Annotated in this window: 13 protein-coding genes; 5 read left to right on the top strand and 8 right to left on the bottom strand. The window is 42.2% G+C overall.

Features of this window, described 5'->3' with window-relative positions:
* From thrA to ACQ76V_RS03720, 4 genes are all read right to left on the bottom strand, one after another.
* The gene (thrA, locus tag ACQ76V_RS03735) at window positions 1-2,475 is read right to left on the bottom strand and encodes a bifunctional aspartate kinase/homoserine dehydrogenase I (protein ID WP_440999137.1); all 2,475 of its coding nucleotides are present in this window, start codon (window positions 2,473-2,475) and stop codon (window positions 1-3) included.
* Between the two features lie 47 nt (window positions 2,476-2,522).
* The gene (locus ACQ76V_RS03730; protein ID WP_440999473.1) at window positions 2,523-3,269 is read right to left on the bottom strand and encodes a 2,3,4,5-tetrahydropyridine-2,6-dicarboxylate N-succinyltransferase; all 747 of its coding nucleotides are present in this window, start codon (window positions 3,267-3,269) and stop codon (window positions 2,523-2,525) included.
* Between the two features lie 64 nt (window positions 3,270-3,333).
* Window positions 3,334-4,218: a 4-hydroxy-tetrahydrodipicolinate synthase gene (gene dapA / locus ACQ76V_RS03725; RefSeq protein ID WP_440999136.1), complete on the bottom strand. Its 885-nt coding sequence runs from the start codon at window positions 4,216-4,218 to the stop codon at window positions 3,334-3,336.
* 2 nt (window positions 4,219-4,220) lie between these two features.
* On the bottom strand, window positions 4,221-4,892 hold the full coding sequence (locus ACQ76V_RS03720) for a dihydrodipicolinate reductase C-terminal domain-containing protein (RefSeq protein WP_440999135.1): 672 nt from the start codon (window positions 4,890-4,892) through the stop codon (window positions 4,221-4,223).
* Window positions 4,893-5,022: 130 nt separating this feature from the next.
* Between ACQ76V_RS03720 and ACQ76V_RS03715 the strand changes: the two genes are divergently transcribed.
* The 5 genes from ACQ76V_RS03715 to ACQ76V_RS03695 all read left to right on the top strand — a co-directional run bounded on the left by ACQ76V_RS03715 (window position 5,023) and on the right by ACQ76V_RS03695 (window position 9,059).
* The gene (locus tag ACQ76V_RS03715; protein ID WP_440999134.1) at window positions 5,023-6,276 is read left to right on the top strand and encodes a DUF819 family protein; all 1,254 of its coding nucleotides are present in this window, start codon (window positions 5,023-5,025) and stop codon (window positions 6,274-6,276) included.
* 139 nt (window positions 6,277-6,415) lie between these two features.
* Entirely contained in the window at window positions 6,416-7,615 is a 1,200-nt protein-coding gene (locus tag ACQ76V_RS03710; RefSeq protein ID WP_440999133.1) for a serine hydrolase, read from the top strand.
* Window positions 7,616-7,657: 42 nt separating this feature from the next.
* Window positions 7,658-7,822 carry a hypothetical protein gene (locus ACQ76V_RS03705; RefSeq protein WP_440999132.1) on the top strand — a complete coding sequence of 55 codons (165 nt, stop codon included), beginning with the start codon at window positions 7,658-7,660 and terminating at the stop codon, window positions 7,820-7,822.
* Between the two features lie 19 nt (window positions 7,823-7,841).
* Window positions 7,842-8,324 carry a hypothetical protein gene (locus tag ACQ76V_RS03700; protein ID WP_440999131.1) on the top strand — a complete coding sequence of 161 codons (483 nt, stop codon included), beginning with the start codon at window positions 7,842-7,844 and terminating at the stop codon, window positions 8,322-8,324.
* A 6-nt stretch (window positions 8,325-8,330) separates the two neighbouring features.
* Window positions 8,331-9,059 carry an SAM-dependent methyltransferase gene (locus ACQ76V_RS03695; RefSeq protein ID WP_440999130.1) on the top strand — a complete coding sequence of 243 codons (729 nt, stop codon included), beginning with the start codon at window positions 8,331-8,333 and terminating at the stop codon, window positions 9,057-9,059.
* A gap of 135 nt (window positions 9,060-9,194) precedes the next feature.
* Here the strand turns inward: ACQ76V_RS03695 and ACQ76V_RS03690 are convergent, their stop codons facing one another.
* From ACQ76V_RS03690 to ACQ76V_RS03675, 4 genes are all read right to left on the bottom strand, one after another.
* Window positions 9,195-9,572: an ankyrin repeat domain-containing protein gene (locus tag ACQ76V_RS03690; protein WP_440999129.1), complete on the bottom strand. Its 378-nt coding sequence runs from the start codon at window positions 9,570-9,572 to the stop codon at window positions 9,195-9,197.
* A gap of 155 nt (window positions 9,573-9,727) precedes the next feature.
* Window positions 9,728-11,365, bottom strand: a complete 1,638-nt coding sequence (locus ACQ76V_RS03685; protein WP_440999128.1) for a dipeptidyl-peptidase 3 family protein — start codon at window positions 11,363-11,365, stop codon at window positions 9,728-9,730.
* Between the two features lie 38 nt (window positions 11,366-11,403).
* Window positions 11,404-12,420: a mechanosensitive ion channel family protein gene (locus ACQ76V_RS03680; RefSeq protein WP_440999127.1), complete on the bottom strand. Its 1,017-nt coding sequence runs from the start codon at window positions 12,418-12,420 to the stop codon at window positions 11,404-11,406.
* Between the two features lie 4 nt (window positions 12,421-12,424).
* The gene (locus tag ACQ76V_RS03675; protein ID WP_440999126.1) at window positions 12,425-15,376 is read right to left on the bottom strand and encodes a hypothetical protein; all 2,952 of its coding nucleotides are present in this window, start codon (window positions 15,374-15,376) and stop codon (window positions 12,425-12,427) included.
* Window positions 15,377-15,583 lie beyond the last annotated feature (207 nt).

The raw sequence follows: 15,583 nt of genomic DNA, 5'->3' as shown, positions 1-15,583 counted from the left end.
TCAAATCTCCTCCCTGAATGAAGGGGTATTACTAATGCGAAGAATATCGGCAATAATCCCGCTCGCAGTCACATCTGCTCCTGCCCCGGGACCTTTTACAACAATGGGACTATTCTGGTAATGCTGCGTTTTAAATGCCACAATATTATCACTACCGTCGAGTCCATAAAAGGGATGCATAGAACTAATTTTTTCTAACTTTACAGTAGCTTTTTCATTTTCATATCGTGCGATATAGCAAAGCTTTTTATTCTCCGAAGCAGCTTCCTCATAAAGCTTTGTAAATTCATCATCATGTTCTTCAAGAATATCAAAAAACTGTTCAACGGTATCCACAGAACGCGCTTCTTTAGGAACCAGGTTTTGGATATCAATATTCTCAAATTCCAGCTTTAATCCTGCCTCACGCGTTAATATCAATAACTTTCGGCCAACATCCTGACCGTTAAGATCTTCTCGCGGATCGGGTTCTGTAAATCCTTTTTTGCGGGCCGATCGCACTACTTCACTAAAAGAAGTACTTCCATCAAAGGTATTAAAAATATAGCTGAGCGTACCCGAAAGCACCCCTTCGATTCGCATAACATCATCACCGGTTAGCACTTGCTCCTTGAGGGTAGCAACAACCGGCAAACCCGCTCCGACATTGGTTTCATAGAGATAGGCTACATTATGTTTGAATGCCAGTCGTTGTAGTTTTTCGTAGGTGGCAAGCGAACTGGAGTTGGCCTTTTTGTTTGCCGTGACTATTGAAATATTTGACTCCAGCACATCTGAGTAAGAAGAAGCGATTTCGTCACTGGCTGTACAATCAATAAAAATACTGTTCGAAAGATTCAGTTCAGACATTTGATCGATAAAATCGTTGATATCAGCTTCTTCCCCTTCCGACATCATCTGTTCTTTCCACTCGTCTATCGATATTCCCTCATCATCAATGAGGAATTTTTTGCTGTTGGATATACCCGTCAATTTTAATTCAAGATGGTAATCGTTCAACAGTTTTTGAGCCTGCCGCTGGATTAAATCCAACAACTTGCCTCCAATTAATCCCACCCCTATTAAAAACAGATTAACGGTTTTAACATTTGCAATAAAAAAAGCATCATGCAGCGTATTTAGGGTTTTGGTCTCATTTTTCCGATCTACTACAATCGAGATATTTCGCTCCGAAGATCCCTGAGCAATAGCTACCACGTTAATCCCATTAGCACCCAACGCCTGAAATACGCGTCCAGAAATACCGGGTTTACGACGCATATTATCGCTAACAACCGCCACAATCGACAGCTCATGTTCTACCTTTACTTCATCGATAATATTATCGCGGAGTTCATACTTAAATTCCTTTTTGATCGCATGCTGTGCCGCTTTTGTCTGTGTCGGTAGCACCGCCAGACTAATAGTATGCTCGGATGAGGCCTGTGTGATCAAAATAATATTGATCCCTGCATCAGCCAACGCTCCAAACAGACGCGCTGAGATACCGGTGACTCCAATCATGCCGCTTCCCTTAACGGTCAACAGGGTGATATTATCAATTGATGAAATACCTTTTATGATTGACTCTCCCGGAATCGACTGATTACTAATACGGGTCCCTTCCTCTTCGGGCTTGAACGTATTTTTAATAAGGATGGGAATATTTTCTTTCATAGCCGGCTGTAATGAAGGTGGGTAAATAATCTGCGCCCCGAAATGCGACAACTCCATCGCCTCTTCATAAGAAAGATGGGGAATCACAAAATAGCGTTTTACCTTCCGCGGATCAGCGGTCATGATGCCCTCAATATCCGTCCATAGCTCAACACCTTCGGCTTTTAGTGCCGCGCTTATGAGTGAGGCTGTATAATCCGAACCACCGCGACCCAAGGTGGTAGATTCGCCACTCGACGTTGAAGCCACAAAACCGGTGACTACCTGTATGGCATCAGAATTTGCTTCCGAAAAATAGTCTCGAATCTTTTTGTAGGTTTTCTCAAAATGCACTCTTGCAGAGCCAAAATCATGATCGGTTTCGATAATTTTTCGAGCATCCACATAATCAGCTAACATTCCAGTATCAGACAAAAACTGACTAATGATGAATGCTGAAAAACGCTCTCCGAATCCCAATACAAAATCACGAGTCCGCTCTGTCAGTTCCCGAGTCAGTGACACTCCGTGAAGTACGTCGTCAAGCTCGTTAAACATAATTTTGAACTGTGCCAGCGTATGACTTTGATTTTGAATGCTGACCAGATCTTTAATAGCTCTATTATGGCGCTTTTCAAGATCAGTTAAAATTTGGAGATATGCTTCATCCCCTTTTGAAGCCTTAGTCACAGCATCTTCTAAAACATCGGTAACCCCTTCAAATGCAGAAACCACCACGGCTAAGTGGTGGTCCTTTTTCTTTTCAGAAATGATACCTGCAACCTGTCGAATAGCACCAGTAGTTCCCACCGAGGAACCACCGAATTTCAATATACGCATAAACCTTTTTTAAACATGAATAAATGAAATCTAAGTTTTGATCGTAATTATCGCAGTGCATCTTCCAATTCAAGAGAGGCATCGCTGTCTTCATCGCGGTACTTCACAATCAGGGGACAAGCAACATTAAGACCCTGTTCTTGGGCCCAATCACCGCTCATGGGTCGGGTACCCGGTACAACCACTGCTCGCTCGGGAATATCAGCGCCTTTACCCAACACCTCTTCATTAACACAGTCGTAAACGGGAATTGATTTTGAAAGCGTTACGCCCGGAGCAATGACCGCACCTTTCTTGACAAGAATTCCCTCTACAATAACCGATCCGGCACCGATAAAACAGTCATCTTCAATAACAACAGGTGATAATCCAACCGGTTCAAGCACCCCGCCTAACTGCACTCCTGCTGACAAATGAACATTTTTGCCGACCTGAGCACAAGAACCGACCAAGGCATGACTGTCAATCATTGATCCTTCATCCACATAGCCCCCTACATTTACATAAGCCGGCGGCATGATGATGACATTCTCCGCCACATAGGCTCCGCGACGGACCGATGATCCGCCCGGTACCAAGCGCACATTTTCCTCAGCGGAAAACCGACGCGGCGGTAAGTTGTGCTTATCAACAAATCCATCATAAATGCCCGAGTACTCGGTATTTTTACCGGCCGAAAAAGAAGCCAATATTGCTTCTTTGACTTCTCGATTGGCCTCCCACCGATCCCCTTTGGGTTCGGCGGCACGCACTTCTCCGGTTTCCAGTTTATCTAAAATATCTTCCCAATCAATATTACTCATCTGCTTTTAAATAATTTATATTGAAATTAATAACTCCTAAAACCTATACTCTGAATTAACTATTCTCTTTATACCAGCTCTGGATCATATTATCAGCATTTTTGAGGATACTAATATCCTCCACATCCTCTTCAACGAGTGGTGGATGCAGCGTAGCATGTTCAATCCATCCTTTCTCTTGCAGCAATACTTTTGCCGGAACCGGATTGGGCCCACTAAACAAAGCATCGGTACATTCTTGCCACAAGGGCAATAACTCTGGACCGCGTCCATCCAAACACCAATCTACATATTGATGTGTGGGTTTCGGCCAAACATTTGATGCCACCGAAACAAGTCCGTCACATCCAGCCATAGAAAAGAACGGAAGCAACCCGTCATCACCGCTGTAAAATGCAATATCTTTGGCCGTCTTACGATAGTTCTGATAATCTTCAATGCTACCACTGGCTTCTTTAACTGCAACAAAGTTCGGATGATCAGCCAGCTCTTTAAGCACCAACGGACTCATTTTACTGCCCGTGCGCGACGGCACATTATATAACATGCAATCTTTGTCGGCCGTATCCAGTAATGATTTAAACCATTGAACCTGTCCCTTTGGACCCGGTTTGGCATAAAGCGGAGTCACTAACAGAAAGGAATCTACATCAAATTGATGGCAATACTCAATCCATTCAATCTGTTTGCGGAGGTTAAATCCCCCTACTCCAACCATAATAGGCACATCAATATTAAGGCTTGCAGCCGTTTTGACGACCTGCTTTTTATCTTCAAGGGGCAGCGCCAATCCTTCACCTGTACTTCCCAAGACAAGCACTCCATTACCCGCCTCATCCTGTTTATGGATCAGCGAAGCCAAATTATCCAAATGTATATCCCCATTTTCTTTCATGGGAGTTACCAAAGCCGTATAAAGTCTCGTATCTGAAATACTCATAATTATTGTTGCATTACGTTATCAAAGATAGTTGAAAGATCATAAAAACCCGGACTCACATCCCCATTGACAAGTTGCTCTGCTGCCCAGATGGCACCTTGCGCAAAAATTTTACGATCGTGTGCACGGTGTTTTAGATGGATGGATTCCGTATCGGTTTTCACTTCCAGTTGGTGAATTCCTTTAATATCACCTTTACGTTCTGAGGTGATCTTTGCTTCTTTACCCAGCCACTGCTCCCACGAAATAGCCGTTCCACTGGGAGCATCTTGTTTATGTTTGTGATGGACCTCATGAATAAGAAATTCCGGATGATCCAAAACCGAAGAACTTTGGCCGATAATATTCAAGCATCGGCGCACAATATTCATTCCCAAACTAAAATTTGAAGCCTGCAGCCATTTAAGATGCTGCTGTTTTAGCTGGTGATCCAAATCGTTGGGCCATTCATAGCCGGTCGTTCCCCACGCAGCCGGAATACCGGACTCCATCAATGGTTCCATCAGCTCGTCTACGGCTGCTCCGGGCACGAATAAAATTGCAGCATCAGCTTCTTCAAGCTTTGAAACTGTAGGTTTATTTGATGAATCGAACGGACCGACAAGTTGATCCTCACCTAACATTTCAACAACCTTGCCACCGGTTTTTCCGGTGCCTATAACGGCAAATTTCATACACTTTTATTTTAATATTTGATACAAAGTGAAAGATAAGTATAACCTTTTCAGTGTCTATTTTCATCCATTTGCGCAATTACCCAATTATAATGTAGATTCAGGCGTAATCGTTTAAAAAATATCAGCTATGTACACCTTATTTGCAGCTCCCGTTTTTACCAATGACGCCGTTGTTTTAGGAATCTTGTTATTTATTCTGGCATTCATATTTGTCACCTCAAACAGCGACAATCCGAAGTGGCAAAAATTTTACACTTTCGTGCCCTCTCTGCTGCTCTGTTATTTTATTCCTTCTATTTTTAATTCACTCGGATTGATATCAGGAGAAGAATCCAACCTCTACTTTGTGGCTTCCCGATATCTGCTTCCTGCAAGTTTGGTGCTCCTTACCCTCAGTATTGACTTTAAAGGGATCATCAATTTGGGACCAAAAGCCATCATTATGTTTTTAGCCGGAACCGTCGGTATTATGATTGGCGGCCCGCTGGCTCTCATCACGGTAAGCTATTTTGCCCCAGAAATGACCGCAGGAGCAGGTCCCGAGGAACTATGGCGCGGACTTTCTACGATAGCGGGCAGTTGGATTGGCGGCGGCGCAAACCAGACGGCCATGTTCGAAGTTTTTGATCCCAGCGCTGATCTGTTTTCAGCCATGGTTACTGTAGATATTATTGTAGCAAATATTTGGCTGGCCTTTCTGCTTTATGGAGCAGGCATTTCCGAAAAAATTGATGCTTGGTTTAAAGCAGATGCTTCACCCATTACAGCTTTGCGTAAGAAAATTGAAGATTACAAAGCAAGTGTAGCCAAAATTCCTACCCTTGCTGATATCACAACCATTGTAGCGGTTGGCTTTGTGATAACAGCTATTGGCCATTTAGGAGCCGACGGTATTGCTCCATGGATTGGCGAAAACTTTCCGCAGCTCAGTAACCTAAGTCTCGACTCCCGGTTCTTCTGGATTATTGTAATAGCCACTACCGGTGGCCTTGCCCTGTCATTCACCAAAGCTCGTGAACTTGAAGGAGCAGGTGCTTCCAAAATTGGCAGCTTGTTTCTCTATATTCTGGTTGCTACGATTGGAATGAAAATGAACGTATTGGCAATCTTCGAAAGCCCCGGCTTCTTCCTCATCGGACTGCTCTGGATTATCATACACGTTGTTATATTGTTCATTGTGGCTAAACTAATCAACGCACCCTTTTTCTTTATCGCCGTTGGCAGTCAGGCCAATGTAGGTGGAGCTGCGTCAGCCCCCATTGTGGCATCCGCATTTCATCCCGCCCTTGCCCCTGTTGGCGTGCTCCTAGCGGTGCTGGGCTACGCCGTTGGTACGTATGCGGCCTATCTCTGTGCAATTATGATGCAGTTTGTGAGTTAACAAATAGCAAAGGTGAGACGGTCAAAAGCTAATCGTTTTCCGTTTCACTTCACACATCTGACTTATTCTTTGCTGATTTAAGGCAGTAGAGTTCGTATATTTACGGTTCATTTCAAACAAGATTTCCTTACATCCCTGCATGCGCATTCTAAAATTTATCGGCGTCTTTTTAGGTACGTTGATTCTCATCTTCTTTATTGTCTTCGGATTCAATTTGAATGCCTTAAAAACACTGTACAATAATAGCGGTGACCTGCAAGAGGGACAGCAATGGGTTTCCAAGGCAACGTCACTCAAAGGCCTCACCCAATATATCGGATCTAACCCTCAGCACGCTACCATTGTATCCCAATCTGTAACCAACCCTGATACGACTATTGCATACGGGGCGGATAAATCCCGAACCATGGGCACGCTTTCTAATTTATTCCTGATTACCACCTACGGCCGGCTTATTGAAAATGGGCAAATTGATCCTAATGAATTAATTCCGCTTGAAAAAACAGATCGCTTTCAACTTCCCTATATCGATGCTTCGCACCATGATGATGCCAAAAGCGTACTTAAAAATAAAGATGCTGTAACCAATGAAGGAAAAGTGCCGCTCAATGAGTTGGTACAGACCGCCATCATTTATAACGACTTGGCCATATCGGACTTTTTATACTATAAATTGGGGCAAAAGGCTATTAATGAAACCTTCAATCTTCTTGACCTGCAATCAACTGATCATCCGCTCCCTTTTTCCGGGTTGTATATAACTCTGCATTCTGACTTAAGCAACAACACATTTGATACCCATTTTGAGAAGCTTTTAGCTTTATCCGAAGATGAGTTTAGAAGTAAGGTGTTAAAGAATGCAGAACGTTTTAAAACAGATGATGATTTTAACAAGCGAGTCACAAAACTTTTTGAAGAGAACCAAGGATTAGGTATTGGCTTTAAAGAACGACGAAATATTTTAACCCTCTTTCCAAAATCTACCGGAGAAGAATTATCAACACTCATGGTTAAGCTTGAGCAAAATGAACTCATTTCAACTCCTGTTTCAAAACGTGTGAAGGATATCATGGATTGGCCTTACCAAGAGCAAGGATTAAACAATGATTTCAAATACTATGGGGCACTTTATGATAACAGACTGGGTCTGCTAAATGGTATCGACTACGGTGCTTCTGTTTATTCCGAAGAGCCCTTTGGACAAGCCGTATTTTTCGATTCGCTGCAAGTTGCTTTTTGGTTTCACATGAGCAGCAACCTGATGCACCAGGATTATCAACAGCGATTAATGTGGGATCCGGCATTGCGTGAAGCTACGCTTAAAGAAATCAGCAAATAGTATTAACTTTCCTGCAGTTAACCTTAATTAACAATCAATATCATGGCAAATTCAGGAAAAGTTCACGAAACCGTACGTGGCGGTATTACATTAGGGACTGCACTTGCAGTAACCATATCATGGTCGGTCAATAAATCTATCTTATGGGCTATTATTCACGGTCTTTTCAGCTGGTTTTATGTGATTTATTATGCACTTTTTTATTAATCTTTTGCACTTTTAGATAATGAATAAATACAAGTACCTGTATCTGTTTTGGCTTTTACCCGCTGTTTTTCTTTTTCTAACCTTACATCAGGGATTGGTTTACTATGGCATTACCGACACCTATGAAAATGGCAATAGCTACACGGCGGAAGTTGTGGAATTTGAACTAAAACAGATTGCCGCTCAAACAAATGGCTATATCGTTTTGCACTTCACCACAAATGAGAACCAAGAAATTCAGCGCAAACTTTCACTCCCGGTGGAGATGGCCGGCGGGCTGCAGGATATTCGGGTCGTCCCCATTCGCTACCAGCCCGGCGCGATGCAGGAAATTGTGTTAATGCCTACGTTTGAAACTCAAAAAAACCTTATCTGGACGAATGCTCTGATGGCAGGTGTCGCTCTTTTGCTTACATTTTTTATCGGATTGGCTGCACATCGTTTTGCTAATAAAAAGCTTAGTGAACCGGACGAAGAATTGGTTATCGAACGTATCGATTAAGTTGTTATGAATTCTCCTGATCCTGCAAAAGGAACGCTATATCTAATCCCCAATACCCTGGGGAAAACCCCTGAAAATAATACTATCCCCGATTATGTGCTCAATGTAATCCGTCGGATGGAGGTGCTTGTTGTAGAAAATGTACAAACGGCAGCGCGATATCTTCAGTGGGTGGGTGATACAGTTCCGGAGTATGAAATTGAATTTCTGCTGCTAAATAAAAAGACCCCCATCCATGAAATTGCTTCGTTTCTGGATCCCCTGAAAAAAGGAAAAGATGTCGGTTTGCTCTCAGAAGCAGGCTGTCCTGTAGTAGCCGATCCGGGATCAGAGTTAATAAAAATGGCACACGACCGCCAAATCAAGGTACAGCCACTTGTAGGACCTTCTTCTATTTTATTGGCGCTAATGGGATCAGGTTTTAACGGACAGCAATTTTCCTTTCACGGCTATCTACCTATCGACAAAAATAAACGTCAAGGTGCTATTCAGCAGTTAGAGGATCAATCTAAATCATTCGGTGGAACACAAATATTTATGGAAGCTCCCCATCGCAATGATAAAGTAGTTGAAGATGTTATCCGTTACTGTGAACCGAATACCCGGTTCTGTACGGCCACTAACTTAACGCTGCCCAACGAACAAATTGTATCCAAAAAAATATCTGAGTGGCGGAAAGATTCAGGCGAATCTATTCACAAAGAACCGACGATTTTCTTGTTGTACGCTTCTTGAACGTTCTCCTCCAAAATAACTTTAAAATAAAGCTTTTAACGCAACACTGGTTTATAAAATAGGTTCAAATAAAAAAGCCTGCTCTATTACAGAACAGGCTTGAGAAAACGAAACGATAATTATGGTTGATCAGTATTAAGCTCCCGCTTTTTCCAACATATTAACAATACCATCATAATGGTGAGAACTGGCCTGATCTTTAGCTGTCCAACCGCGATCATCCATAACACTCACATCACTGTGATGTTGTATTAACAACTGAACAATATTGTCATAGCCGTTACTGGATGCCCAGTACAATGCACTTGTTCCACGGTTATCGCGGGTATTCACTTCAGCACCATGATTAAGCAAATATTGAACAACATCCAGATGGCCATGCTTGGCCGCTTTCATCAATGCTGTTCGATCATGCTCGTCACCGGTATTTACATCAGCACCATTCTCTAAATGCTTTTTAACGGTCTCTAAATCTCCAGTTTCTGCTGCTTCAAGAAAGGCGTTTTCTTCCATATTTTAAACCTCCTTATTTAGGATTAAAGGTGGGTCTCTAAATCATTGTAAATGTTTGAACAATCATAGTCAACCCTTGGCGAAAAAATGATTTAAAAAAAACAAAAGAGGACACATTTCTGTATCCCCTTCTACCTTATAAATCAGATGGATTTCTATTCCAAGCCGAGTACATCCACACCTTGCTTAAAGGTCACATCCACCGGAATAGACTGTTCGGATAATCGATCCAATGACTGCTGCAATTGGTCGCCTATGGTTCCATATTCTTCCACAAATGCGGCAACGCCTTCATAATCACCATTGCCCTGCAAGGTAAGAATCTTGTTTGAGAGCGAATCAGTTGCTTCAGCAATTTTATCAAAGTTCACACGGTATGTCCCGGCTTCCTCATCGTAACTAAAAGCTCCATTTTCCTTGAAATAGTTGAAGCGAATGAGATTTGCTTTTCCATGTGCGCTGGATGAGCCAAACCTGATAGACCGGAAAATGCTGGCCATAAACGTCACATAATTATTTTCGATGGTCCCTTCGTTAACCATTCCATCTTTGCGCAGCTCCGAAACCATATACAGACCCAACACATCGGCCTTACCTTCTTCGAGCGCGGAGGCGTGCTCTTTCAGTGCTTCGCGAACTGTTCCCTTATCATTGATCGTATTTTTTATCCCAAGACCGTGCGCTACTTCATGGAACATCGTATTGCCAAAAAACGCATCAAAGGTCAAGTATTGACGCTGATCTTCGGCAATGAGCACATCGGAAATGGGCAATAGAATCTTATCATATTTAGCTCGCATGGCATTTTTTAACTGCAGTCGGCGCGTACCTTTTTTAAGCTGCACCTCTTCGTCGTTAGGTAAATTAATAGCAATCGTTTTAGAACCGGCATTGGCATCTCCGGCATAATAAACAGCATCGTAGGCATTTAGATCAGAGTCCCGCCCGGGCTTCTCCTGTTTATATTCTTCCGCCACGGGCAGTCCTTGCTGGAGTTCGGGCAGCACTTCAGCATATTTTGACAGGCGATTACTCCACTCTTTATCTTTAACCAGCACAAAAGTTTCGTGAGCCGCTTTATATCCAAAGAGCTGGTCTTCATACGTTTCGATAGGGCCAATCACCACTTCAATCGTATTATCTTTCATATCCAGCCACGCCATATCACTTTCCTGATATTCATCATCCAGCAATGCCTCGGCGCGGAGATTCAAGTATTTCTTTAATCCCTCATCCTCGGCCAGCTCAGCCGCTTCTTTAAGTTTATTTGCAGCCAGTTGATGCTGTTCAGCAAAAGCCTCGTGGTAAGGAATTGTTGTTAACTCTTCACTCTGAGTACGACGCACCAGTGTATAAAGGTCATCTTTTGCTTCAGATTCCCAGTTTTCGAATTCCTTCTTGGTCATATCCGGCGGATAAAAATTAGCACCTTCAGATTTGGGGCCTACGTTTTCAATGAATGGTTCATTACCATTCAACCGATCCCAGGGACCATAATTTATCCGAGCAAACTGTTGCTCTTTCTCAGGCACATTATTCATGAGTGTTTCTTTATTACCATACGCTTCCTCCCAAAACACCTCATCCATAGCCTTACCGGCATCAATAAGTAGTTTTAGGATTTCTTTTTGGTTATCACTCAGAGACGAAACATCCGCCGTCAATGTAAATTCAGTATACTGATTGAGTCGGTCATCTATCGACATCTTGTTATCACTTTGCATACCCTGACACCCCGCCAAGAAAAAGGCCGTTGCCAGTAATGTTAATAGTGTACTTAAAGCAGATTTCATATTTATGAATATATTTTAAGGTTTTAGAATTATAAGGCTTATCGAAATGCTTCTTGTTTGGGAAGCATTTCGCGTTGTTTTAGTTCATTTAAAATCAATTCTGTCATATCACTTTTAAAAGGAAATTCGTATCTGATATCAAGAACATAAGCTTTGACCCGAAGTTTGAGTACAAAGTTTTCTTCATGGACTTCATTTAGCGCAATAATCGAAATAGGCTTTTGCAAATATACATAGCGCGACGAAACCGCTGCGCGATGGGCAATTCGTTTAACCGTATCTACATCCACATCCATCGGTAAAAATATTTCGGCTACCACCTGGCAATCCAATGCGCTGGAGTTCGAATTTGATACCGCTTCGTTCATCAATTCACTGTTGGGGATTGTTACGACTGAATCATCCGGGGTAACGATTCGACTGGACCGCAGACCAATAGCAAGCACTTCTCCATAGTGTTCAGCAACCTGAATTTTATCGCCTACCTGGAACGGACGATCCATAATGATGATAAATCCACCAAAGATATTTTTCAAGATATCCTGTGCAGCAAATCCCACAGCAATACCAATAGATGCCAAGACGGTAATAACCGTGCTTATTGGTGGGTTTATGATGCCAGCGATTATGATATAAATGGCAAATGACCAAATAATCAATCGAAAAATGGGTACCATCCGTTTAATTCCCAGTCGATAGCTGGTAAACCGTTCCGATAGATTATCCAGTACTAAAACCACAAAGCGATTCAGAAAATAGGTGAAAATTATGGTAATAATAATTGCCAGTATCACCCCTACTGAAATAAGATTTTCAATCTCAGATAGGGCTTTACCGGTATCCTCACTAACCTGTTCAACAGCTGAGCTTGTATCGGAACGAATAGTGTCAACGGTAACCGTATCTACCTGCACTATATCAACTTGTACCGGTCCAGTTATCACCGTGGTATCGGGCTGTTGCGCCAGAGTATCTTGCACGGCAGATAGCCCCACACTATAAAATCCTAAAAAGATGATGGCTGTCAGAAGTAGTATCTTGGCAAATCTATACATGCTGTTATCTCCCCAAGTGAATTATATTGCGTTCTTTGAGCACCCGAACAATCTGCCGATACATTAAATGATTTATGGTGAACGAATCATTTTTCTCAATCAACATACTGCGCGATCTTAACCGATTTAACAACAACCTGCTTTCTTCCAGCCTCATGTTTAATACCATGGCTAACTCTTTATCCAATAACGTATCGTGTAGTACAAAAGCCGCCAGGGCAAACAATACCTTCGGATTTAAATCTTCGATCATCTCTACTGAAGTTACCTCCAGCGGCTTTATATAAAAATTGGTCTCATCGAAATCCCGGATCGACCGAATCCAGAATATCATGGCAATAGAGGGATTTCCTTCAGCCAGTTTCGTAAGTTTTTCAAAATAATCTTTTTTCAGATGCTCCTGAGCCTCCTGCTCCTGGTCTTTGAGTTTGCGATAGGTGCGCGACTGCACAATCTGATTATCCGGTTCAAAGTACAACGAATATCCACTGGCTTTATGTCTGCTCAAAATCACCCTTTTAATCTGTTCTGCATCCAGGGAATCACTTTTAGTGATATGAGAAAAGTATTCGCTAACCTGCACCACCTGATCCAAAAATGACCATGCGTAGCGAGAACAACTGACAATCCAGAAAATATTTCCCCGTGTTTCAGATATCAGATATAACAATTTCTCAATGGCTTTAAAACCATTTATCTGGCGAACAAAACAATTTTGTATCGACTCTAAGACAACGACTTTCCGTTTGTCGGATTCTTTAATAGCAGTCACCAGCTCATCGATGGTTTTCACAGACTCAAAGCCAAGAACAGGGCCAATATTCTTTACCAGCTGATCTTCATCCCAAATCGTTTTTGCGAATTCAACGGTATCAACATGCTCCTTCTCAAGCTCTGAATCCTTTATCAAATTCAAAAACGACGACTTCCCACTGCCTTTTTCTCCTACGATGGCAAAATTGGAGGGAAACTTATTCTGCCACTGCTCATACGCTTTTTTAAAAATAAGCGTCGATTCCTGGGCAGGTTCAAAAAATTGCTTATCGGCCAGTGACTGAAAATCAAACAACCGCCGATAGATATATGGCAGTTCCTTCATTTTGTTATCGGTCTCAGACAGATAAGTTGCAATATCGGTCCGCTTCGACTCCTCAATTTTCACCTCTTTGAATCCCAAAAAAGCTTTTAGGTCGGCACCATACTTTTTTGCTTTTTTCCAGATAAATCGGCTCCATAGCATCAACCGGTCTTGTACTCTTGCCCAGCGCGAATCTAAAACCGTGTGCCAGTCTTTGGTTTTTTCCTTAACGGCATATTTAGCGTTAATCCGCTGCAGCTGTTTCGAATCTCCCTCGTGTAGCAAGGTCAACAGGGAAGAAAAGAAAGAATCTTTCCCCTCCTCAATAGAACCATCAATCTGTTGCCACTTCTCATCTGCCTGTTTGTTCAGTTCCTGAACTTTAAGCAAGATCCGCTGCAATGCTTCGCGAACCACCTTGTTGGGATCATCCTTCTCCTCATCCTTAATATCTTCCTGGGGAGCTTCAATAGCTGAATCAATATTGACGGATATGATATTTTTTATCTCTATAATGTCCTCCAAATTCTGAGATAAAAATTCTTCGTACTGTTGGTTGGCAGGTAGCAGCGGATTCATAAATAATTCCCGGAGAGCCCGCATTACCAACTGTCGCCATTCAACCTCTTCCTGATTTACCGAGGGTGGATTTTTATCAAGATTGGCATCAAAAACCAGTTGTGCTTCTTCGGGAAATTGTCCCACACTCAGCAGCAGATCCTCAAACAAATGCTCCGTTTTTTCAGATAGAATATTTTTGTCCACCAATTTTTGTATGGGCTCTATCAATCGTTCTTCGACAAAGCTCGTGAGCGTGTTATTTAACGATCGTAAATCGTTTAAAGAATCACCTTTGCCAACTTCATCAATTGCTTCTTGGAGGTCTTCGGCAAACTCTTTGAGCGGGTGGCTGAGCGATTCTTGAAAAATCTCGTCAAATGCTCCTTTAAATTTTGCAATCTCCTCTCCGATGTCGGAACGTAGATTCAAAAATTGGACAACATCTTTTGTACGTTCAAAAAAGAGCTCTTGTACCTGCTTCCATTGCTCTTGATATGCCTGAAACTGCGATCGTAGTTGTTCTTCCTTCCCCTGTAATCGCTCAACTTTTAAAAATGATGCATGCCGTTCCAACGTCCCAACCGCTTCGATATCCTCGGTTATTTGTGACTGCTTTATCCGAAGCTCCTGCTCTATATTCTGCAGCAGCTCAGCCTTTTTGGCCTCCAACTTATCTTTTTGATCCGAAACAAAAGCACCTAAATCCAACGCTTGCTGCTCATTTCCCTTACCAACTAACAGCTCCTCAATCTCTCTGATGATATCCAGTTGTACCCTTTCAAGAGCATGTCCCCATTCCAAAACATACGCTGCATCCGATAGCTCGTAACGCACTGTTCTACGCATGGGGATTGTTTGCTCCCATTTGGGATACGTTTTTCTTTTGACCCCAAAAATGCCTTTAATCGACTGGAGAACCTTAAAACTAAAGCGAGTAACGCCTCGGCACGCTCCTTTTACTCGTTTTAGCGCTGCCTCCCAAAAAAAATCGTCCTGCTGTACTATAAATCGCCGTTCCTGTTGCATCCAAACCTCTTCTTCGGGAAAGTTTTCAACGACTTTCTCAATGGATGATAAATATATTGCTAAGATACTCTCACTTTGCTTATTGATGAGCGTATCCTCAATATTTTTTAAGATGCCCGGAAATCCCAGTTTAATTGTATTTTCTGCGTCGTACTTACGCTCAACCGCCGAAAAATACCTGAGTAATTGCTCAAATTCATCGAAACGTGCTTCAATATGCCGGATAAGATTTTCCTGCACATCTTCCGTTATGCACTGCTGCAGCTTTTCTCTAAATTCTTGACGATCCAATAGAAATACCTTCGTTAGGTTACTTTTTTATAATTTGATCAAAATATGGGGAAATACAAATAAATACATACCGTTAATTCATGAGAGTCATTGAGATAATCCTTTTTATTCTTGAGCAAATATTAGTTAATTTCGATTCAAATATTCTTCAGCATTACAATGAAATGTAAGGTGATCAATCCCATTTTAAAATATTTGCAATCTCCT

Source organism: Fodinibius sp. SL11, assembly GCF_052060035.1.
Taxonomy (GTDB): Bacteria; Bacteroidota; Rhodothermia; order Balneolales; family Balneolaceae; genus Fodinibius.
Note: the sequence above shows the minus strand (reverse complement) of the source record. Positions and strands in the feature narration are given on the sequence as shown.